The sequence below is a fragment of the Sneathiella sp. genome (assembly GCF_041689005.1).
Taxonomy (GTDB): domain Bacteria; phylum Pseudomonadota; class Alphaproteobacteria; order Sneathiellales; family Sneathiellaceae; genus Sneathiella.
The window spans coordinates 16823-37433 of sequence record NZ_JBDNHC010000054.1; the positions used below are offsets into that span (position 1 = coordinate 16823).

Here is a 20611-nt window from a genome sequence, read left to right on the forward strand (position 1 = left end):
ACATGGAAAGTAAATTTCCACATCGATTAAGAAAACGGAACCGATACGTGATCATTATTGACAAAGAGCCCATTGCCGCCATCGACGCCATCAAGGCTGGATTTGAAACCGCCGGATACATCTGTGACCGTCATATCGCCACCTCAATTTACCTGTCGCAAAAACTCGACAAGCCGATTCTGGTCGAAGGGCCACCCGGTGTCGGCAAGACGGAACTTGCGAAAGCCGCCGCCGAGATTCTGGGGGCGCCCCTGATCCGCCTGCAATGCTATGAGGGATTGGACGAGTCCAAGGCACTGTATGAATGGAAATACGGCAAGCAGCTTCTTTACACCCAGATCCTGAAGGAAAAACTCGGTGATCTGCTGGAGGATGCGGTCGGGCTCGAAGAATCGATGGAAAAGCTCCACCAGTTCGGCGATAACTTCTATTCGGAAAAATTCCTTGAGGCGCGCCCGCTGCTGCAGGCGCTCTGGGCGGAAGAAAAGACCGTCCTGCTGATCGACGAGATCGACAAGTCGGACCATGAATTTGAGGCTTATTTGCTTGAAATCCTGTCCGATTACCAGATTTCAGTGCCGGAAATCGGCACCATCAAGGCGAAAACCAAGCCGCTTGTTTTCCTCACCAGCAACAACACCCGCGAAATGAGTGACGCGCTGAAACGCCGCTGCCTGCATCTGTACATCCCCTTCCCCGATGCGGCACTTGAACGGCGGATCATCCAGACGCGGGTGCCGGAACTAGAGGAAAACCTCCGTAACCAGCTCGTCTCCTTCGTCCAGCAACTCCGGACACAGGATCTTAAAAAACTTCCCGCGGTGAGTGAAACCATCGATTGGGCGCGCACCCTGCTGCTGCTGCATGCGGATAAGCTGGAGGTTGATCTGGTGCGCAACACTCTTAATATGTTGCTCAAATTCGAGGAAGACATTGACAATATGAGCAGCGAAGTTCCTAAGTTCATCGCGGTGGCACAAAAAGAATTCCGCTGATGAACAAACCGCTTGCAGATTTTGTCGAAATGCTCCGGTACGCGGATGTCTCGGTGTCGATCAGCGAAAGCCTTGACGCCGCGGAAACTATCCAGCTTTTCGGCTATGAGGATCGCGGCCTATTGAAAATGGCACTCGCCCAGGTGATGGCGAAAACGATCGAGGAGCATGATACTTTTGAACGCTGTTTCGATGAATTTTTTAGCTATAACCTTGGCTTCAAGGCCGATGAAACAGATGCAGAATCTGAGGCTGAAGACGCCACCCCACCGGACAATACGGCGGCCGGTGGTGCCAATGACAATCAGTCGGACAGCCCGAACAACGGCGCAGGCAATGGTGCTGGCGGGCAAAGCAGCGGCGAGGCCATCCCCGCGCCCGATGCCACCCTGACTGAGATGCTGGAGCAGAACGACAGGACGGCCCTGACCATGGCGATGGCCCGGGCGGCGAACGCCGTTAACCTGAGCGGCATCGTGCTGATGACCCAGCGCGGGCTGTTTACCCGGCGGATCATGGAGCAAATGGGGCTGGACCAGGTGAACCGTGAAATTACCGCCCGCGAGAGGGCCGGTAATAACGCGGGCGCCGAAAATCTGTCCGCCCGGGTTGAAAACCTGTTTGATACGGTGCGCGATCTGGTCGAGCGGCAACTCGCCCTGACCAGCAGCGGAAAAGCCAAGCAATTCCGGCAGGACATCCTGAAAAAGGTCCGCCTTTCCAACATCGAGAATCGCGATTTTAAGCATATGCGCAACATTGTCCGGCGCATGGCGAAGCGCCTCACCGACCTGAACTCCCGAACACGAAAGGTCAGAAATCGCGGTCATCTCGACATTCGCAAGACGATGCGTCGCAATGTTGCCTATGATGGAATTTTGTTTGAAACCCACTGGAAACAAAAACACAAGGACCGCCCGAAAGTATTGGCTGTCTGCGATGTTTCGGGCTCCGTCGCCACGGTCGCCCGGTTCCTGCTCCTGTTCCTTTATAGCCTGAACGAGGTATTGCCAAAGGTGCGCTCCTTCGCCTTTTCCGGCACCCTCGGCGAGGTGACGGATCTATTCGATAAATACGGACCCGAAGAAGCCGTCCCCATGGCCATCGACCGCTTCGGCGGCCGCTCTACCGATTACGGGCGATCACTTGAGGACTTTAAGGAGCTGGTTTTCGACGAGATTGACAACAGGACGACAGTCATTTTTCTTGGCGACGGTCGCTCGAACGGCTCGGACCCGCGCGTCGATATCCTGAAGGAAATCAAGCTTCGGGCCAAGCGCGTGATCTGGCTCAATCCGGAGCGTAAATCCGTTTGGGGATCGGGCGATTCCGAGATGCCGCGTATCGCGCCTTATTGTACCACGGCCGAAACCTGTAACTCCCTTGCCAAGCTCGAACTGATTATCCGTGATTTGCTTAAAAGCTCGTGAAGCATAATTCGTTCATATTTTTATTTACCAAGGCCCGTTTGAATGTTTGCTGATATAAGCACGCCCCTGCTCATCGGATTGATCCTGACACTGGCTGCGACCGGTCTTGCCGGGGGGCTTCTTGCCGGTCTTCTCGGTGTTGGTGGCGGGATTGTCATTGTTCCGGTCCTATATAATGTCTTGCCGTTTTTCGGGATCGAGGATGACGTGCGGATGCATGTTGCGGTCGGCACATCTCTCGCCACCATCATTCCGACCTCAATCTCCTCCGCGCGCTCCCATTACAAGAAGGGGGCAATCGACATGGAACTCCTGAAAAAATGGGGGCCGTTCATCTTTTTGGGCGTTGTTGGTGGTACCATCGTTGCCGGCATGGTGAACGGGTTCGTGCTGACCCTTGTTTTCGCAGTTCTGGCCTTGATCGTTGCCGCCAACATGGCGTTTCGCCCGGCCAGCGCGCATCTCGCCACCAAGCTGCCCAAATCTCCGATAAAGGAGCTGATTGCCGGGCTTATCGGCTGGTTTTCGGCAATGATGGGTATAGGCGGCGGCACCTTTACCGTGCCGATCCTGACCCTGTTCAACTATCCAATCCGAAATGCTGTCGGTACAGCCGCTGCGATTGGCCTGATCATCGCCGTTCCCGGCACCATTGGCTTCATCCTGTCCGGGATGGGCGGGCCCAAACTGCCCGGCGGTAATATCGGCTATGTGAATATTCTCGGATTTTTCATGATCGTGCCGATGTCGGTCATCTTCGCCCCGATCGGCGCAAAAATCGCCCATAGCATCAATGGAGTCCTGCTGAAGAAAGCCTTTGCCTTCTTTTTATTCGCGACCTCGCTTCGCATGTTCTATAGCCTGTTTCTGTAATGCCCGGGCCGACGGCGCATCTTCCCCGTCCCTTCGCCGTTCGTGACCTCGACTGGGTGATTTCCTCCTCGTTTATGCTTGGCGAGAAACCGGAGCCCGATCTTGCCGTGCTTCCCGAAACCAAAGCGTTACTGGCGAAACTCTACCGCGACCCCGCGCCGCTCCACGCTCACCTTGCCGCGCAGAAATCGCTCAATCTCGGCCGGTATTTCGAGCAACTGGTGATTTTCTGGCTCAGCCAACTACCCTCTGTGGAGCTGGTCGGCTCAAACATTCCGCTCTATCGTGACAAACAAAGCCTTGGCGAACTCGATCTCATTTTTCGCCACGGCGGGAAGGCTTACCATTGGGAACTGGCGGTAAAATTTTATCTTAATATCGGCAGTGGGCGGGATCCCGCAGATTTTGTCGGGCCGATGCTGCGCGATAACCTGAAGCGCAAGCTCGACCGCCTCTCTACCCACCAGCTTCGCCTGCCGGGTACGCCGGAGGGCCAGGAGTTGCTGGAACGTCTGGGGGTAAAAACCCTCTCCTCTTATGCCTGGGTGAAGGGAAGGCTGTTTCAGCCCGCCCAACACTCAGCGGGATCGCCTCCCGCCTTGCCAGCCACTATTTCTCCAGACTGCCCAATCGGAATCTGGGTTCTGGCGCAGGAAAAATCAGCAGCCCCGTTGCCGGCGTTTGACTGCTTTCGCCTGCTGGACAAGCCAACCTGGTTCACGGGCCGTTTTTTATGCCCTGAAGTCACGAGGGGCGGTCGCACAGCGCTTTTTACCGCCGCCCGGCAAAAGCTGGAGGCCGAGGGGCGTCCGGTGCAGGCCAGCCTGATGCGCGATACGGAGGCATCGGATCTTACAGAGGTCGCGCGAATATTTATCACGCCAGAGAGCTGGCCGCGATTATCCGTTAAAGCGCACGACGGAAATAAACTTCGCGATTGAGATAAAGGCTTCGGAGAGCTCTGTTGCACTCGATACGTCAAAATAATGACCCGCGCTTGTCGCACATTCCTGCAAACCCGGCGCGAATGATGTGGGCGCTAGATAATCGATCACATACAGGGTAACCCCGTTTGTCTTCAGGCGGGTGCAGACATCGCTGAATAAAAGATCTTCCGCTTCGTCACTGTTCCCGGTTCCCGCCACCAGAATCGCGATCTTCTCCACTGCCGGATCATAATAGGCGACAGGAGACGCCGCATTCCCGTCCCAGAGCGCTTGCCAGCGCGGCGACAACAGTCGTTCCGCCCAGAGCATGCCGCGCCCCAGCGCCGTTTCGCCAACCCCCGAGAGGGAGGAAATCTCCGCGTCGATATCCGCGAACGATGGGTTAAGGGGTAATATCCTGTCATTCCGGCAGTCATCGGTGGTGGTCACGGTGAACAGCGGCAAACCCAGAAGCGGATCAAGGACCGACGACAGCCCGAGAACAAGCGGAAATTTAACCTGATCCGGCGGCGTATCGTCAACTCCGGCTGCTCCCGCCCGGCTATCGACACACCAGCGCTGGTCGGCAAGTTCGCCCGTCCATGCGGCCACTCCGGGAACCCGTGGGGGAATGTTGACGGGCCAGCTGCCTGTCGCAACCCAGTCCTTGTGCGGCGCGATATTGACGAGACCGTTGCCAACGGGAGCCAGCGCTAATGTTGCGCCGATGTCCCGACGCGCTTCGGAGCCAAGCCTGGCAATAAAATCACGGCTGGCGCTTTTTACATCTTCAAGCTTGCCGAAACTCTCCATGCTGGCAGAGGCATCGAGAACGAGCGCCAGTTCCGCTTCGGGCATCGTCTGTTCGGCGGTAATGGATTTACTGACGGTGACATCGTCAAAAAAACTAACCGTCCGCATCAAGGTTGTCGATACGGCGGCCTCAGCCGTCACCGTGACCCGCCCGGTAGGTATATCGGTTATTACGCTAACCGTCGGCGGAACCGGGCTTGATCCGACATAGGCGAGCAGGTTCATCTGCCGGAAGGTTGCGTTCACTGTCTCCGCGGCGAGGCCGCCGAGGTCATCTTCGGGCAGGAAATGCAGGTTTGTTGCGGCGGCTGTCGCGGCCATCTCCACGGCGATGGAGAGGCGCGCCTTCACTGCATAGATACGCGAGACGTCTATGGTAAAAGCCATGCCCCCGATGACGATAAACATCGCCAGACTGAAAATGAGGGCCGCTGCCCCCGCTTCTGCGCGATGAAGGCGGCGCGCTTGACAGTTAAAAATCTGGACGCCGGGTATGATGTTGACAAGCAAGGCCTTATTCCCGGTTGCGAATGGCCGGCGTTGCGGCAATGGCAAGGGCCCGTCCGTGCAGGACGACATCAGCCGCTGCCAAAAGCCCGGACAGAAAAAATGTTGGGCGCGGCGTCGCGCAGAGATCGATGAGGATATAGTAATTGACCGCGCGCGCTGCCGTTTCATCTGCGCCGGGTTCGGTTAGGGCGGGAGGGGCCGAGAGGCAAGCGGCACCATCCGTCGCCCGATCCTCCGTCCACAGGGTTTCAAGCCCGGCCGCGGCACTTATCCGGAAGCCTTGCGCCCGAAGGGAGAGCTGTTCGGAGAGCCCGGGCGCTGCAATTATTTTCTCCGCCGCAAGCAATGCCGTATCCATATCCCCCGCCGTCAGGACCTCTGCTTGGGCAATTTCATTGGCAATCACTGCCGCCGCGTGGTCGATTTCCGTGCTCACTTGTGTGATCCGGGCAAGATCTGCGCCCGCCAACAGCAGGAACAGGATTACCGGGATAAAAAATGCCGCCTCCACCATCACCGTGCCACCGGTCGCCTTCCAGAACGAGGCTCTCACCCCCACAGGCGACTTACCGGCCATTTTTAACCACCACAACGGCCGTCCGGGTGACGTCCCCGCTGTCATAGAGAAACCCGGCGAAGGGCGTCATCAGCGGAACGGTATAATCAAGCCGGTAGGACACCACAGCATTCGGTTGTCCCGGCAACGGGTCTCCTGCTTCCGGGGTATCGTTGACGAAGGCTGCTAAATCGCTATAGCGGGCCATGGAGAGCCTGAGCATTTCCGGATCGATAAGGCCACCAGCAAAGGTTGCGGCACGCATGTCCAGCTCGGCCCTTATCGAAGCCACCGAGAGGGCTGTCCGGCTCTCGGAACCGAGATCAAACCGGACGTGATCGGAAAGGTCGGTCGCCAGCTGGCCGACCAAATTATGGGCAAGCAGAACACGGCTGACATCAACAATGCCGAGAACAAGCGCAAACATTACCGGGATGATCAGGGCGAACTCAATCGGCAGAACGGCAGTCCTATCCCTGAACAGCCGGAATATCATGTTGGGACCGAGGGTATTTGCACTGCCACCGGTTTGTCGCTCCGCGGCCCGAGCAATAAACGGCGCAGGCTATCCTTGTCGGACATCCGTCGGAGCAATGCATAGAAACGCAGGTTATTCTCGACTGTCGCCGTATCAAGATCAAGACGGGCGATCCGCTCCGCCGCCGCCTCGTCCCCCGAAAGACCATAAGCAAGGGCAAGGTTCTGGCGGAGGACAGGAGAAGAGTCCGGACCGAGAGCGAGCCGGGAAAGGTAGTCAATAGCAGCGTCATACTGCCCTTCCATCAGGTAGGAAAGAGCGAAATTGTTCCGAAGCCCAGTATTTTCCGGCGCAAGCTCAAGGGCCTGCACATAGAGGAGTCGGGCCGCCAGATGCTCCCCTGCCATATCTTTCGCAATAGCAAGACCGCTGAGGGCGTCAATGGCCTCTGGATCCAGCGTGAGGCATTTGTCAAAATACAACGCGGCGGCATCAGGTCGGTACAGGAAAAGATTAGCCCGGGCGAGCCCGAGCAGCGGTCGGATATCCCTATCCTCGTCTTTGTCTTTATCCTCGACATCCGCCACATCCTCTTCCAGGCGCTCGAAAACCGGGATCGCCTGCAGGGCCGCGCCCGCCTTGAGATAGGTCGCACCGAGTTCATACAGAACTTCTTTATCCTCCGCGTTTTTCTCAAGCAGTTTCTGGTAGATATCAATCGCCGCGAGGTAATTTCCCGACTTAACGGAAATCTCCGCGATTTTCAGGGCCCGTTCATGAGCCGCCTTGTCCTGCATCAGGGACGATATTTCCGCATCCATCGACGGCAGGCTGCATCCGGCAAGAGCGAAAAAACCCAGGCAGATAAAAAAAGGCGCGAAACGGATCATTCTCACTCTCCTATCGTTCGCATCATCAGCACGAACCCGGGGCCAGCAGAAATCGCGATCACAGGTGGCAGGATGAGGGCAATCAAGGGAACGCTTAACAGCGCAGGCATCCGCGCCGCGTTATTCTCCAGCGTCAAAATGGCATGCTTCCGGTTTTCCCGGGCGACCGCCGCTAACGCATCCCGGATGGAGGTGCCATAACGTTCCGATTGCCGAAGCGCCAACACCAGATATTTAAGGCTTTGCGATCCGGTTCTCTGCTCAAGATTGGTAAGCGCCATGGACTTGTCGGGTAGAATTCTGAGCTCATTCAAAGTAAGCTTCATTTCCGCGGCCAATTCCGGCGTAAACGGCGCTAGCCCCTCAACCGCCCGCGATAGCGCCACCTCAAGCGTCAACCCGGCGTCGACACAGAGTATAAGCAGATCAATCATGTCGGGGACAGCGCGCTCGATATTCTTCTGCCGGCTGGATATGCGGTAGCGAAGCAGAAAATCCGGGATAAAGCCCGCCCCCACGGCAGAAACGAGGACCAAAATCGCCGCCATCCAGGACTCAGGCGTCAGCCCCGGAAAAACCTGCTGGCCCGCGAGGCAGAGAAGCGCGCCGCCACCGAAACTCAGAACCCGAAGAAAGATAAACGGGCCGAAGAACATCTTCGGATCAAGACCTGCCTGAACAAGGCGGTGGAACAGATTCCGGTTTCCGAATATCCGGGACAGCGGCCCGGAACGGCCCGGGTCGCTTTTTGAAAACGGCAACTGCATCGACGGCTTGTCGAGGCTCAGGGTAACAGGTAACTTCGGTGCCTCCATGCTTTTATCGTCCGTCCCATTGAGGGCGCGAAGTCGCTGTGCCACTCTTTCCAGTCTTTTTGCGCGCACAGCGCCGACAAATGCCATGAGCGCCAGAAGGGCGCATATCCCGATCACGGGTAACAGGAGGACAGGATCAATCATTCCGATCAGGGGAACCGTCATCGTAATGTCCTCAAAAGCCGTGAAATAATGAAAAATCCGGCGCCGATACTGATCCCTGAATAGAGCAGCAAGTTCTGCCCGGTCGGGTCATGGAGCAGGAACTGGAATTGCCGGGCATTTGTCAGGGCGAGAATAAGGAGGATCAGACCGACAACGCCAGAAACGATGCGGGCTGAGGCCCGTGCCTCCGATGTAAGAGCCCTTGCTTTCATGAATTGCGCCCGCCGCTCGCGCAGCACCTGGTTCAAGTTCTCAAGTACCTCGGCATAATGGCCGCCGGATTGTCGTTGCAGAATCAGGGTTGTGGACATGAACTGGAACTCCTTGATGCGGATTTCCTCCTGCGCGGATTTAAGCGCCGTTTCGAGATCGATCCCGATACCAAGCTTTTCCGATATGATCCTGAAACGATGGCCGAGCGGTGCGGGCATTTCACTGCCGATGACGCGGAAATTTTCCTGCAATGACATGCCGACCCGGGCGCCGCGGATAATGATGTCGATTGCCTCGGGCAACTGCGCTGTATAGAGTGCGGTTTGCCGCTTTTGCCGGAATAGCAACACCGCCAGTACCAAACCGAGAATTGCGATAAGGCTCGCAAAGATAACCGTCGCAACGACTGCGGAGGCAAGGGCAATAAGGTATAACACCGCTAACAGGATCGCCATTCCGGCGAGCATATAGGAAAATCTCGCCCTCAGGGTCTGCCGCCATTTTTGAAATTTTGCATCCCGGACATACAAAAACGAATTTTCCGGGGCGGGCTTTCGATCCCGGACAACGACATCGCCAGCGGTCGACAGACCGGCCAGACGATGCTGAAGTCGCCCGCTTCTCCTGTTTGATTTGCGGTAGCCTATGACGAGCAGGACAACACCGCTCAACAGGAAGGTACAAAAGGCAAAGAGGACCCCTGCCGGTAACCCGCCAATGACATCGAGATTTGCGGTCATGGGCGCATGACCTCATCCAATTGCAATGTATATCCGAATTTTGCTATTTTGTCGGCGAAATGCGGACGGCTGCCGGTGCCGCGAAAGCCCTGCTGAAAGCTTTCGTCATCGGCCTCGATGCTACCGTCATGACAGAAAAGATCCTGGCTGGTAATGACATCCCCTTCGAGACCAACGATTTCCGATATGGTACGGATATAGCGGCGGCCGCTGGCCGCGCGCTCAACATGGACGATGAGGTCAAGGGCGCTGGCAATCTGTTGCCGCGCGCCCCGACTTTCGGAATTCGCCTGGGTGGAGAGCATCAGATTTTCCAGCCGCAACAAAGCGTCTCGCGGTGAATTGGCGTGAATGGTGGACATCGAGCCGTCATGACCCGTATTCATGGCCTGCAGCATGTCATAGACTTCACTGCCACGGACCTCGCCGATGATGATACGGTCGGGCCGCATGCGGAGCGAATTGCGAAGAAGGTCACGCTGCGACACCTCCCCCGTTCCCTCGGCATTTTTCTGCCGGGTTTCCAGGCTCACCACATGGGGGCGCTGCAGGGAGATTTCCGCCGCATCCTCGATGGTGACAATCCGCTCGTTTTCATCAATCAGCCCGGAAAGAGCATTCAGAAGGGTTGTCTTGCCCGAGCCCGTACCACCGGAAATCAGGATATTCAGGCGGCATTTCGCGGCAATCTTGAGGAATTCCGCCATGGCCGCACTCAAACTCGCCCGCGCGCATAATTCATCGAGAGACAGAACATCTTTTGAAAACTTGCGAATTGAGATAATGGTGCCATATACCGACAGCGGCGGCGCGATGACATTGACCCGGCTGCCGTCTTTCAGGCGGGCATCGACCATCGGGTTGGCCTCATCTATCCGGCGGCCGACGGTAGCGGCAATCCGGCGGGCAACCTCGAGAACATGCTCGTCATTGCGGAACCTGAAGGCGGTCAATTCGAGCCTGCCGCTTCGTTCTACATAGACCGTGTCCGGCCCATTGACCAGAATATCGGTGACCGCCGGATCGGACAGCAGGCTTTCAATCGGACCGATACCGACAATATCGTCGAACAGCTCCTTGGCGATGGCGCTCTGTTCAAGCCAGTTTAACTGCAACTTCTCACCATCAACGATTTTCGACACCGCCTGGGTAATCCGGAGCGATAACTGATCCGGGCTCATGGTCGCGGCGACGGAGGGATCTATACGATTGAAAAACTCCGTCCGAACCCGCGAGACCAAGGCCGGTGGCACCGCAAACTCAGGCCCTGAGCGCGCCGCCGTCGGCGCATCGATCCAGCTTTCATCCACCTCCGCCAAGCCCGCCCGATGGGACGGCTCCGCTTTCTTGCCAAACATCATGACCTCACCCGTTTGGCCGAAAACCATCTGCCACTTGGCTTTGGCTGTTTTTGCCCGACCAGTTCCCCCGCCAGCCGCATGAACGCATCGGTGACGGCGCTTTTCTGACAGGCAACAGGTTCTGCATTCAGGCTGGCCGCTGACATCTTCTTTTTGTCGAAAGGCACGATCATATCAACCGGAACGCCAATGAAATTCTCAATCTTGGCAAGCGGCACCTCGCCGCCCGCACGCGGCCGTGTCCGGTTAAGAACGATCAGTGTTTTCGCTGCCCCCTCACCATCTCCCAGTACCTTGAGAAGACGGGCGCAATCCCGGACCGCTGCCAGACTGGGATCCAGCACCAGCACTCGGACATCAGAATTTTTCAAAATTTCAGTACTCACCGAAGCCGGGGACCGGTTCACATCCTGCAGAATAAAATGATATTGGGTGCGAAGATGCTTTGTCAGCCGCTCGACGGCGGAGAAATCAAACGCCCGATCGCCTTCCAGATCGCATTCAGACGCCAGGGCCTTCAACCGGTCGCTTGACGAAATAGTGGCGCGGTCCACAAACATATTATCGATACGGTCGGGGTTGGTCAGCAGATCCGCCAGCCCGGACGTCGGCTCCAGCCCCATTTCCAGCGCCAGTGAGCCGTTCAACAGGTTGAAATCCGCCAGCACGACATGCCGGCTGTAAAAAGTGGACAGCAGCCAACCGACGTTGAAAACCGTTGTCGTCGCCCCAACACCGCCGCGAACGCCAAGGACGGCAACCGTCTTGCCCGTTCTCTGTTCAACCGGGCGCGCGGCGATTTGACCACTTGCCCGGGCCACCGCCTTGTATAACAGGTCGGATGGTACCGGTTTGACCAGATAATCGGTAACACCAATTTCCAGCAGGTCCCGATATAGACCGACATTATCGCGCGTCCCTAGCACCACCACCTGAACGCTCGGTGGGCAAATATCGGCGAGCGACTGCAAATCGGACAGCGGCAGCGCGGCCGAGGAAATGTCAACGATCAGAACACCGGGCATGAGCTCACCCTGATAGCTGCGGATGGCGTCGCCGATTGTGCCGCGAACGACACGGGGCTTGCTATATCCCCATTTCGGCAGGACATCCTTGAGAAGGAGTTCGGTCTCCCGGTCATTGACATAGGCGGCGGCGGACAGGGTCTGGACCTCGGCCGCGGGAAAGCTAACAACTCCCGATTTGTTTTGCTGTGCCATTTACGTCAGGTCCCCCTCATTTCTGGTCACGCGAGGAAAACGGCCGGGGGGCCGCCTCATAAAACCGCCGCACCGCCGCCGCATCGGTAATTGCCAGCGGCGGTGTCGACCGGCGGCCCTGATGCCAGTCGCCGGGGCGTGCGAGACTGAGCATCAGATTGCGTTCCACTGCACAACCGAACCCCGGCGAGGTCAGCTCAACCCGGTCGAGCTTGCGTTGATCGAGGTTATCGGCGCAATCGACGAAGCGAAAAAGATAATAAGTGACATTCGCCCGGAGGACGGCAGCGGAGGTGCCTGAGCCCCCGTCCGGAACAATGGCAACGTCCAGAACGTGATTTATCTTCGATACTTGAACCGTTTCCAGCAACGCCTTCATATCAAGCTCCGGGCTCATTTGGCGCAACTGAAGGGAGGCGGAAGGTACCCGCGCGAGGTCCTGCAAAAACCGGGGAAACGGCTGGCCGGTTCCCGAAACCAGCTGACCCGTTTTCACATCGTCATAAAAATTCACCGTATAGGATTTGGCGATGATCTCGTTCTGCGGCTGAGCCGCGATCGGCGAGACGGGGACCGGATCGGCGCAGGCCGACAGGAACAGGCTGGCGATAATCGCTATCACTTTCGTTATCTTCCCGTTCACATCTTGTCTCCTGTTAATAAATATATCCCGCCGGTCCCTTGAGCGTTAAACCGCCCTCCCCGCTTGATTGTGGAATTTCCGCGGGCGTCGCCGGTTTGGCGAGCTTGCCTGTGGTGAGTTTCTCGATTGTATCCGTCGGCCGATACCCATCAGTCGGCAGAGCGTAGCTATAGTTCCGGGGAGGCTCGACAATATTGGCGGTGGCGATAATGACCAACTCGGTTTCCATGTTGCGGTATTTACTGGAGCGGAAAAGCGGCCCGAGAATGGCAAGATCGGCAAGGCCCGGCACTTCGCTGACTAAATTGCGTGTCTGGTTCTGCAACAGGCCCGCCACCGCAAAGCTCTGCCCGCTGGCGAGCTCAATGGTGGCCTCGGTCCGGCGTACAGAAATCCCGGGAATGCGGAAATTATTGACGACCACCGCCCCGGCATCGGATATCTCGCTCACTTCCGGGCGGATATGGATACTAATTTTACCGTCGGAAAGGACCGTTGGCGTAATATCAAGAATAACGCCAAATTTCTTAAAGGAGACCGTTACCCGGTCATCGCTCGCCGAGACAGGAATAGGAAATTCACCGCCAGCGAAAAAACTTGCTGTTTCACCCGATTTTGAAGTCAGGTTGGGCTCGGCGAGGACCGTCAACAAATTCTCCTCCGCCAGCGCATCAATCACGGCGGTGGCTGAACCCGCATCCCCCCGGTATCCAATCAACCCGCTGGCACCGCTACCTTGCGCACTCAAATCCGGCGTCAGGCTGCCGTTCACTACTGATGGCCACCGGTTGGTGATGAGCCCAATGGCGAGGGCGCCCGGATTGAGCAATACATTCCAGTTAATTCCGAGATTTTTGGTCGCTTCCCGGTTCATTTCTACAATACGGACGCGAATATTGACTTGGGACGGGGACAGCATTTGCATGCGGTTGACGATCTTTTCACCCTCACTCAGAAACCCCTGAACCACGGACAGGATCTGGTCCGCCTCGATGGGTGATCGCGCCATGCCCGACAGAACGACACGCTGCGGCGTGGCCTGCACGGCGAGATTGCTGTCTGGAAACTGCTGGTAAAGAAGCCGTGAGAGAACGGCCATGTCCCGGGTGACAGTCACGGCCTCGTTAAAAATTATCTTGCCGCCCTTGGCCAGCGCCATGATCTGAGTGCGCCCGGGATGCTTGCCAAAGATAAACAGTCCATTTGAGGTAGTGATCTGGACATCGGCAATGTCCGGATTTGTCACCAGCACTTCTGTCACCGGAGTGGATAAGGCCTGCAATTTTCCCTCGTTGACCGCAAGATCCAGCGATCCAGGGCTTTTGGCGGGCTCGGCCAGCGCAGCGTCGGTAACGAGGGTCGCCACCAGTGCCATAATGCAGACCTGCCGCAAGGAGCGATATATTTTGATTAGTCCCATCCTAATTACCTGCGGCCGGAACGGGCACGCCTCCACGTTCCGACAGGCTCAGAACAGTGATATCACTGCCACGCATGACCCGTATCTGCCGCGGCGGAATGGGTATTTGTCTGGAGACGGCCTGCGTCTCTCCCGGCACGAGATCACGTTCGCGAAAAATCGTGGTGTCCGCCTGGGTCTCATTTTTGCGGCTCTCCTGCTGACCAAGCAGGACGATACTCAGGCTGCCCAGTTCTTCGGCAACAGACAGCATTTTCGTCTCTGCGGCCGAGACCGCAAAGGTCAGGTTCGCGCCCTCACGACCTGTTTTTGACACCCCCGTCGCTTTCTGAACAGAATGGTCATCGATGTCGATGATCCGCGCATTATGGAGCAAGGTGCGGGCCATGTGCTCCGCTGGCTTACCCTTTGCGACAGGGGCGACATAGGTTAAAATCAGGTCGACATGGTCACCGCGCCGCAGTTCCGTCCGGTAATCAGAAAATTTGTCGATCCGGATCGATTTTGCCCGCATCCCCTGTCCCAGAACCTGGGTCAGGTAGCCCGGATCCGAGGGCAGTAATATATGCTGTTCTTCAAGGAATGTTCCGCGCGTAAGGGCTGTTACAAGCACCGCATCATTAATATCGCGAACCGGGTTCTCTGTCTGGATGAAAAGTTGCCGTCCGCCTGTTCCGCCAACTATGGGCTTCCATTCAAGTGCTCCCTTTCTAAGGATATCACCGGCATTGACATCGGCGGCCAGACACAGCGCATAGACTGGTGGCTGGACATTTTGTTTGGCGACCGCGGTCGGCCGCTCCGGTCCGCGCATCAGATACATGCTGGCAAGATAGGCAGCGGACCCGAGAAACAAGGCGCAGATTGCAATAAAAATCAGACTTTTCATGACGTTTTCTAAAATCCCCCCAGATAACCGCTATACAGGGAAACGGTTCCGCCAATAGCGATCGCGGCGCCGTAAGGAACTGAGAACGGATATGCAGCACTCCCCAGCAGCGTCCCAGACCGGCCCAAACGCAGCGAGACCCATTGCAGGAAAAACGACGTTATCGGCGAGATTATAAAAAGAGCAAGGATGCCGCCGCTGAGCGCCATGACCAGGAGAAACTGCAAACCGGTCTCCGGTCCCGCCCAGAGCATTACCATGGTCGCCAGCTTGACATCACCGCCGCCAACTTTCCCGACCGCAAATCCGGTAAAAAAGAGGGCGAACGTAGCGATAGCCCATACCAGATGGCCCGGCAGATTAAGTGAGTTCAGATTAAAGGCGGCATAGACACAGAAAAGCGTCAGTAGCCCGATCGACACCCAATTCCGGATGATCCGTTCCGTCACATCGGTATAGGCGGCAATCCATAGCAACAAGATTGCTAATATAGGATACAAACTGTTCATAGGACTAAAATCCCCCGGCCCCGGTATCGCGGGGGCCGGAGAGATCCCGTATATCCGTATTCCTAGATGGCGCTGTTGCCACCGCCACCGGTCAGGTCAATATTTTCAAAAGCAGTCTGAAGTTTAGTGTAGAAAGCAGTTCCCGCGACACCAACAACGGCCGCGGCCGCGGCCGCCATCAACGCATATTCAACAGCCGTGACACCGCTTTCATCCGCCCATAAGTTTTTGATAATATTTTTCATTTTAAATTCCCTTTCACATAGATATTAACGCGGGCAAAATCGCCATAGCGATTGATCAGCACCCCATTACATTGTTTACAGTTACAACACATTGTTTTTCCGAATTCACATTCCGAACCAAATGTTTATCCGGCTGACTTTCTCCCTGTTGGAAAAATTTCAGCTTTGATACGCTTTTTTTACCGTCTCAAGTTTATAGCTACCGGAGAAAATCGACTAATTAACTATAATTACTAACTTATTTTGATATCACTTAATTTTCATATTAAAAATATTTATGTAAGAGTCACGTAAAATTTTATCTATTTATAGTTAATTTGATAAAATATTTGAATAAGACCGCGCTCAGAAAGATATTTTCGAATAATTTTCCGGAAATTTTCGCTCGTATTAGTCGTATTGTATGATTTTTTGTCGAATCGCACGTTTCGAAAGACAGTCGTATGCAAAGACCGCCGAAAAATAATCTGAAGGGAGGTTTTTTCGTGCAATCACCGAGCATTCTCTCTATATAGTCCTGATATAAGGTGCATTTTCATATGCAGAACAGATCAAGGCGGAGATCGAATCCAATGACCGAGGTCGGAAATGCACGGCGCATATTGATCTATAGCCATGACTCGTTCGGTCTGGGACATCTTCGCCGATGCCGGGTAATGGCGAACTCCCTTGTTGAGAAAAACCAGAATTTATCAGTGCTTATTCTTTCCGGTTCCCCCATCATTGGCAGCTTTGATTTCAAGTCGCGGGTCGATTTTGTTCGCATTCCCGGTATCATCAAGCTCCGGAATGGCGAATATACCTCCCTTAGCCTCCATATAGATACAGAACAAACCCTGGCGATGCGGGCCTCCATTATCCAGCATACAGCGGAGACGTTCGACCCGGATATTTTCATCGTCGACAAGGAACCCTATGGCCTGAAAGGCGAGGTTGCCGATACCCTGGATATGCTAAAGGCGCGCGGAACGCATCTGGTACTGGGCCTGCGCGATGTTCTCGATGACCCCGCCCTGCTCGCACCGGAGTGGAAGCGCAAGAACGTTCTTCCGGCTCTTGAGAACCTTTACGATGATATCTGGGTTTTTGGGGTAAAGCAGATTTACAACCCGCTGACCGGCCTTGACCTGTCCGCCAGGATCAAGCGCAAGATCACCTATACCGGCTATCTGCAGCGCTCCGTGTCGTCGGCAACCGATCCAGCCATATTAAGTGAAATGACCGAACCCTATGTCCTTGTGACCGTCGGCGGCGGAGGGGATGGAGAAGTTCTGATCGACTGGGTGCTGCGGGCCTATGAGGGTGACAGGCAACCGCCTCTCGCTGCGCTGTTTGTACTCGGGCCGTTTATGCCACCCGAGACCCGGGCCAATTTCCGCGATCGTATCCAGAAACTCGACCGGGTATGGGCGGTGACCTTTGACAGCCATCTCGAAACCCTGATGCAGGAAGCCTCGGCCGTCGTGGCGATGGGCGGCTACAATACATTCTGTGAAGTATTGTCGATGAACAAGCGGGCGCTGATCATTCCCCGCACAGTGCCCCGGCTGGAACAATATATCCGCTCCACGCGCGCAGCGGAGGTGGGCCTGGTTGGCATATTGATCGATGATGATGTGCGGTCGAGCGACACGATGCTGACGGCTCTGCGTCAACTGGCGCAACAAAACCGGCCATCGGAAGTTGTTATCCCCGGCCTTCTTGACGGGTTGGTCAATCTTAACCGGCTCGTTCGCCTACGGTTTAAAACTGTGGATAAACGGGCGTTGGAAAGAAACGCTGCCGTCGCTGCCGGGCGCGCCTTGAATTAATCAGCGCCCTCATCCAGACGTATGTAAATTGTTTCCCCGGCGGCAAGCCGGGCATGATCGAGGGGGGCGAGTGTATTGCTCTCAATGATCTCCTGTAAAATTTTGACATAAGCCTCTCTGCGTTCGGAATAGTCGATCAATGTTCCAACCAGTTCCGGTCCGGTCAGGGGTTTACCGGCCGCCCGAAGCTGCGCCCTCAGTTTCCGGAAACCATCGTAGGCGCCGTTGGAATTCAGGTTTGTCATGTAGGCACGGATGGAGCCGAGCGGTGTCTTGAAAGCCTCGACCCGATAATCGCCCTTGCCGGATCGCTGCTCTTCGGGCTTGAGACCACCGGTATAGCTCCATTGGCCAAAAAGGGCATTCCCTTCCGCGGCGAACCGTGACGTTCCCCAACCGCTCTCCTCAGCCATTTGCGCGATCATCAGCGACGGCGGAATGATATCGATCCGCTCCTCCAGCGCTACAAATACCTCTTCTGTAATCTTCTCCATCTTGACGGCATATTCACTCGCGGCTTTTTGCAGCCAGTCCTGATCCGCCGCCGGTACCGATCCTGTCTCTCGGTATTTTTTCCGGACGTCGCGCAGCTTTGCCTGATCCGCGGCGACAATGTTGTTGGCAACGAAGGCCAGCGGAATGGTCAAACGGAAAAATATTTGCTTCTTTTCGGGAACGGGGACCTCCGGCGCTATCCTTTTCCGCCATTCCTCCGGGATATCCAGAATGACAAAACGCGGGACCTCCTGCGTTCCCTTTTTCCAGTTCTGGATGGAATAGCCCTGTTGCTGAAAATAACTGGAAAAATCATCAAAGCTTGTGATGCTAATGGTATCCGCCTGCGCAGTCGGCGCCATAGCCACGGCCCCAAACACCATCCCGCCGACAGCCAGTGCACCGCCCGCAATCGCCCCCACAAACGATTTCCTCATTCTACCTTGCCCCCGGATATTTCGACCTGTTTAGTATGCCGCAAGAGTTCTCCAGCCGGAAGTTAAAAAAACACCTGTTTGTTTTACGACTCTGTTACTTTGAAACGAAATTGCTGATAAATGGCTGTACCTCGCTCCACTGTGCCCAGAATAATTACTCCCGTCCCGACCCTGTTTACGATAAAAGCGACATGAGATTTAGTTTTTTATCAACAAGCGCACTCTCCGTCCAATTTCTACTTGCAAGCCCTCCATCGGCAGTGAAATAGTTTATCAAAATCACTAAGACTGTGGGAGGGTGTCGATGAATACCAGGTATGACGCGATCATTATCGGCGCGGGCGTGATTGGCGCCTGTATAGCCTATGAACTTGCAAAAGCTGGTCGCAAAGTGCTCTCCATTGATCGCCTGCCCGCCTCCGGCTATGGATCGACCGCAGCCTCCTGCGCCATTATCCGTACCTATTATTCGTCCATCGATACCTGCGCACTTGCCTATGAGGGCTGGTTCTACTGGAAGAAATGGGCGGATTATGTCGGCGTCGAGGATGAGAAAGGCCTGATCAAATACCATGATACCGGCGCCCTGATCGTCAAAACCCCTCATAATGACTACATGACAAAGATATGTCAGTTGATGGACCAGATCGGCTGTCCCTATGAACATCTGACTCCGGAACAGATGCACGACCGGTTACCGATCATGGACACCCATCAGTTTGCGCCGGTGAAACGCCCTGAGGATCCGACCTTTGGGGAGCCCACCGGCGACGCGGTTGCCGGCGGCGTGTTCTTCCCGCGCGGCGGTTATGTCAGCGATCCGCAACTCGCCGCCCATAATGCGCAGGTTGCCGCCGAGGCCCGTGGCGCGACGTTCAAGTTCAATGCGGAGGTTGTCGATATCCGAAAAGCAGACGGCCATGTCACCGGCGTCACCCTGAAAGACGGGACCGAGATTGACGCGCCCGTTGTGGTCAATGTCGCCGGGCCGCATTCCTCCAAAATCAACGAGATCGCCGGGGTCCTCGGGGAAATGAAAATGACCACCCGTGCCCTCCGTCACGAGGTCGCCCATGTCCCCTCACCAGCAGGGTTTAACTACGAAAATGACGGCGTTGTCCTCTCCGACAGCGATGCTGGGATATATTGCCGGCCGGAGCTTGGAAACCACATCCTCATCGGCTCGGAAGATCCGAAATGCGATACCCAGGAATGGGTCGATCCAGACAATTACAACGAGGATTTTACCGATCAGTGGAACGCCCAAGTCCTCAGGCTGGCCCAGCGTTTTCCCGAGATGGGGGTCCCGCGGAAGACCAAGGGGGTCGTGTCGCTTTACGACGTCACGAAAGACTGGGTGCCGATTTATGATCGTTCAAGCCTCGATGGCTTCTACCTCGCCATCGGCACCAGCGGCAACCAGTTCAAGAATGCGCCCGTCGCCGGACGGATGATGGAGAAGCTCATCCGCGAATGCGAGGCCGGGCGTGATCACGACCGAGACCCGGTTCATTTTCATCTGGAGAATGTTGATTACGATCTTTCCATGGGAACATTTTCCCGTAATCGAGAGGTCAGCAAGGACAGCAGCTTCACCGTTCTCGGATAGGAGAGATGCGAAACAAGTAACATGTAGAGAGAGGGAAAATCATGAAATCCCACGTTAAAGTCGCGGTTATCGGGGGTGGCGTCGTCGGATGCTCCGTCCTGTATCACCTGGCGAAGCTCGGCTGGACCGATATCGCCCTGATCGAGCGGTCGGAACTCACTTCGGGTTCCACCTGGCATGCGGCGGGCGGGTTTCATACCCTCAATTCGGATACCAATATCGCGGCCCTTCAGGGCTATACGATCCGGCTCTACAAGGAACTGGAGGAGCTTTCCGGGCAGTCCTGCGGCCTTCACCATGTCGGCGGGATAACGCTGGCGGGAACGCCGGACCGCATGGATTACCTCAAAGCCGAACGGGCAAAGCATCGCTACATGGGGCTAGATACCCATCTGGTAGGCCCTGATGAAATCAGAAAACTGTCCCCCATCACCAATGTCGAGGGGGTTATCGGCGGTCTCTATGATCCGCTCGACGGTCATCTCGATCCGTCTGGCACTACCCATGCCTATGCCCAGTGCGCGCGCAAGCTCGGCGCCGAGATTTACCTCCGCAATCCCGTCCTTGA

The 20611-nt window shown here is 55.8% G+C and carries 21 protein-coding genes; 7 read left to right on the plus strand and 14 right to left on the minus strand.

Annotated elements, in window-relative coordinates; genetic code table 11:
* Nucleotides 1–47: 47 nt before the first annotated feature.
* From ACESNI_RS06310 to ACESNI_RS06325, 4 genes are read left to right on the plus strand one after another with little or no spacing between them, the layout of a single operon-like run.
* Nucleotides 48–995: an AAA family ATPase gene (locus tag ACESNI_RS06310; protein WP_373085674.1), complete on the plus strand. Its 948-nt coding sequence runs from the start codon at nt 48–50 to the stop codon at nt 993–995.
* Nucleotides 995–2425: a VWA domain-containing protein gene (locus ACESNI_RS06315; RefSeq protein WP_373085675.1), complete on the plus strand. Its 1431-nt coding sequence runs from the start codon at nt 995–997 to the stop codon at nt 2423–2425. The genes ACESNI_RS06310 and ACESNI_RS06315 overlap by 1 nt, the downstream gene beginning before the upstream one ends.
* A gap of 42 nt (nt 2426–2467) precedes the next feature.
* On the plus strand, nt 2468–3298 hold the full coding sequence (locus tag ACESNI_RS06320) for a sulfite exporter TauE/SafE family protein (RefSeq protein ID WP_373085676.1): 831 nt from the start codon (nt 2468–2470) through the stop codon (nt 3296–3298).
* Nucleotides 3298–4239 carry a DUF1853 family protein gene (locus ACESNI_RS06325; RefSeq protein WP_373085677.1) on the plus strand — a complete coding sequence of 314 codons (942 nt, stop codon included), beginning with the start codon at nt 3298–3300 and terminating at the stop codon, nt 4237–4239. Before ACESNI_RS06320 ends, ACESNI_RS06325 begins: the two co-directional genes overlap by 1 nt.
* Here ACESNI_RS06325 and ACESNI_RS06330 read toward each other — a convergent pair.
* The 13 genes from ACESNI_RS06330 to ACESNI_RS06390 form a co-directional block, all read right to left on the minus strand.
* Nucleotides 4198–5547 (minus strand): pilus assembly protein TadG-related protein, encoded by a 1350-nt coding sequence (locus ACESNI_RS06330; protein WP_373085678.1) that lies wholly within the window; start codon nt 5545–5547, stop codon nt 4198–4200. The genes ACESNI_RS06325 and ACESNI_RS06330 overlap by 42 nt on opposite strands.
* A gap of 4 nt (nt 5548–5551) precedes the next feature.
* On the minus strand, nt 5552–6124 hold the full coding sequence (locus tag ACESNI_RS06335; protein WP_373085679.1) for a TadE/TadG family type IV pilus assembly protein: 573 nt from the start codon (nt 6122–6124) through the stop codon (nt 5552–5554).
* Nucleotides 6114–6599, minus strand: a complete 486-nt coding sequence (locus ACESNI_RS06340; protein ID WP_373085680.1) for a TadE/TadG family type IV pilus assembly protein — start codon at nt 6597–6599, stop codon at nt 6114–6116. Before ACESNI_RS06340 ends, ACESNI_RS06335 begins: the two co-directional genes overlap by 11 nt.
* Nucleotides 6596–7471 carry a tetratricopeptide repeat protein gene (locus tag ACESNI_RS06345; protein ID WP_373085681.1) on the minus strand — a complete coding sequence of 292 codons (876 nt, stop codon included), beginning with the start codon at nt 7469–7471 and terminating at the stop codon, nt 6596–6598. The genes ACESNI_RS06340 and ACESNI_RS06345 overlap by 4 nt, the downstream gene beginning before the upstream one ends.
* 2 nt (nt 7472–7473) lie before the next feature.
* On the minus strand, nt 7474–8451 hold the full coding sequence (locus tag ACESNI_RS06350; protein WP_373085682.1) for a type II secretion system F family protein: 978 nt from the start codon (nt 8449–8451) through the stop codon (nt 7474–7476).
* Nucleotides 8448–9404, minus strand: coding sequence for a type II secretion system F family protein (locus tag ACESNI_RS06355; protein WP_373085683.1), 957 nt, complete (start codon nt 9402–9404; stop codon nt 8448–8450). The genes ACESNI_RS06350 and ACESNI_RS06355 overlap by 4 nt, the downstream gene beginning before the upstream one ends.
* Nucleotides 9401–10765, minus strand: coding sequence for a CpaF family protein (locus ACESNI_RS06360; protein WP_373085685.1), 1365 nt, complete (start codon nt 10763–10765; stop codon nt 9401–9403). Before ACESNI_RS06360 ends, ACESNI_RS06355 begins: the two co-directional genes overlap by 4 nt.
* Nucleotides 10762–11985 (minus strand): AAA family ATPase, encoded by a 1224-nt coding sequence (locus ACESNI_RS06365; protein WP_373085686.1) that lies wholly within the window; start codon nt 11983–11985, stop codon nt 10762–10764. Before ACESNI_RS06365 ends, ACESNI_RS06360 begins: the two co-directional genes overlap by 4 nt.
* A 16-nt stretch (nt 11986–12001) precedes the next feature.
* Nucleotides 12002–12628, minus strand: coding sequence for a hypothetical protein (locus ACESNI_RS06370; protein ID WP_373085687.1), 627 nt, complete (start codon nt 12626–12628; stop codon nt 12002–12004).
* Between the two features lie 13 nt (nt 12629–12641).
* Nucleotides 12642–14048 (minus strand): type II and III secretion system protein family protein, encoded by a 1407-nt coding sequence (locus tag ACESNI_RS06375; RefSeq protein ID WP_373085688.1) that lies wholly within the window; start codon nt 14046–14048, stop codon nt 12642–12644.
* 1 nt (nt 14049) lies between these two features.
* Complete coding sequence (gene cpaB, locus ACESNI_RS06380) at nt 14050–14937, minus strand: Flp pilus assembly protein CpaB (RefSeq protein ID WP_373085689.1); 888 nt, start codon at nt 14935–14937, stop codon at nt 14050–14052.
* Between the two features lie 8 nt (nt 14938–14945).
* Entirely contained in the window at nt 14946–15446 is a 501-nt protein-coding gene (locus ACESNI_RS06385; protein ID WP_373085690.1) for a prepilin peptidase, read from the minus strand.
* 62 nt (nt 15447–15508) lie between these two features.
* The gene (locus ACESNI_RS06390) at nt 15509–15691 is read right to left on the minus strand and encodes a Flp family type IVb pilin (RefSeq protein ID WP_373085691.1); all 183 of its coding nucleotides are present in this window, start codon (nt 15689–15691) and stop codon (nt 15509–15511) included.
* Between the two features lie 572 nt (nt 15692–16263).
* On the opposite strand from ACESNI_RS06390, the gene ACESNI_RS06395 reads away from it, so the two are divergent.
* Nucleotides 16264–17502 (plus strand): glycosyltransferase family protein, encoded by a 1239-nt coding sequence (locus tag ACESNI_RS06395; protein WP_373085692.1) that lies wholly within the window; start codon nt 16264–16266, stop codon nt 17500–17502.
* Here the strand turns inward: ACESNI_RS06395 and ACESNI_RS06400 are convergent.
* Nucleotides 17499–18434 carry a glucosaminidase domain-containing protein gene (locus tag ACESNI_RS06400; RefSeq protein ID WP_373085693.1) on the minus strand — a complete coding sequence of 312 codons (936 nt, stop codon included), beginning with the start codon at nt 18432–18434 and terminating at the stop codon, nt 17499–17501. The two genes, ACESNI_RS06395 and ACESNI_RS06400, sit on opposite strands and share 4 nt — an antisense overlap.
* Before the next feature lie 304 nt (nt 18435–18738).
* Here ACESNI_RS06400 and ACESNI_RS06405 point away from each other — a divergent pair, with 304 nt between their 5' ends.
* Nucleotides 18739–20043, plus strand: a complete 1305-nt coding sequence (locus ACESNI_RS06405; protein ID WP_373085694.1) for an NAD(P)/FAD-dependent oxidoreductase — start codon at nt 18739–18741, stop codon at nt 20041–20043.
* A 41-nt stretch (nt 20044–20084) separates the two neighbouring features.
* Nucleotides 20085–20611 (plus strand): NAD(P)/FAD-dependent oxidoreductase (locus ACESNI_RS06410; RefSeq protein WP_373085695.1); only part of this gene is annotated, 527 nt, incomplete at its 3' end.

Excerpts from the sequence above, each read along its gene's own strand:
- ACESNI_RS06405 (WP_373085694.1), top strand. The coding sequence starts at position 18,739 with ATGAATACCAGGTATGACGCGATCATTATCGGCGCGGGCGTGATTGGC.
- ACESNI_RS06320 (WP_373085676.1), top strand. The coding sequence starts at position 2,468 with ATGTTTGCTGATATAAGCACGCCCCTGCTCATCGGATTGATCCTGACA.
- ACESNI_RS06340 (WP_373085680.1), bottom strand. The coding sequence starts at position 6,599 with ATGATATTCCGGCTGTTCAGGGATAGGACTGCCGTTCTGCCGATTGAG.
- ACESNI_RS06345 (WP_373085681.1), bottom strand. The coding sequence starts at position 7,471 with ATGATCCGTTTCGCGCCTTTTTTTATCTGCCTGGGTTTTTTCGCTCTT.
- cpaB (WP_373085689.1), bottom strand. The coding sequence starts at position 14,937 with ATGAAAAGTCTGATTTTTATTGCAATCTGCGCCTTGTTTCTCGGGTCC.
- ACESNI_RS06360 (WP_373085685.1), bottom strand. The coding sequence starts at position 10,765 with ATGATGTTTGGCAAGAAAGCGGAGCCGTCCCATCGGGCGGGCTTGGCG.
- ACESNI_RS06350 (WP_373085682.1), bottom strand. The coding sequence starts at position 8,451 with ATGACGGTTCCCCTGATCGGAATGATTGATCCTGTCCTCCTGTTACCC.
- ACESNI_RS06400 (WP_373085693.1), bottom strand. The coding sequence starts at position 18,434 with ATGAGGAAATCGTTTGTGGGGGCGATTGCGGGCGGTGCACTGGCTGTC.
- ACESNI_RS06375 (WP_373085688.1), bottom strand. The coding sequence starts at position 14,048 with ATGGGACTAATCAAAATATATCGCTCCTTGCGGCAGGTCTGCATTATG.
- ACESNI_RS06325 (WP_373085677.1), top strand. The coding sequence starts at position 3,298 with ATGCCCGGGCCGACGGCGCATCTTCCCCGTCCCTTCGCCGTTCGTGAC.
- ACESNI_RS06365 (WP_373085686.1), bottom strand. The coding sequence starts at position 11,985 with ATGGCACAGCAAAACAAATCGGGAGTTGTTAGCTTTCCCGCGGCCGAG.
- ACESNI_RS06390 (WP_373085691.1), bottom strand. The coding sequence starts at position 15,691 with ATGAAAAATATTATCAAAAACTTATGGGCGGATGAAAGCGGTGTCACG.
- ACESNI_RS06385 (WP_373085690.1), bottom strand. The coding sequence starts at position 15,446 with ATGAACAGTTTGTATCCTATATTAGCAATCTTGTTGCTATGGATTGCC.
- ACESNI_RS06355 (WP_373085683.1), bottom strand. The coding sequence starts at position 9,404 with ATGACCGCAAATCTCGATGTCATTGGCGGGTTACCGGCAGGGGTCCTC.
- ACESNI_RS06315 (WP_373085675.1), top strand. The coding sequence starts at position 995 with ATGAACAAACCGCTTGCAGATTTTGTCGAAATGCTCCGGTACGCGGAT.
- ACESNI_RS06335 (WP_373085679.1), bottom strand. The coding sequence starts at position 6,124 with ATGGCCGGTAAGTCGCCTGTGGGGGTGAGAGCCTCGTTCTGGAAGGCG.
- ACESNI_RS06395 (WP_373085692.1), top strand. The coding sequence starts at position 16,264 with ATGACCGAGGTCGGAAATGCACGGCGCATATTGATCTATAGCCATGAC.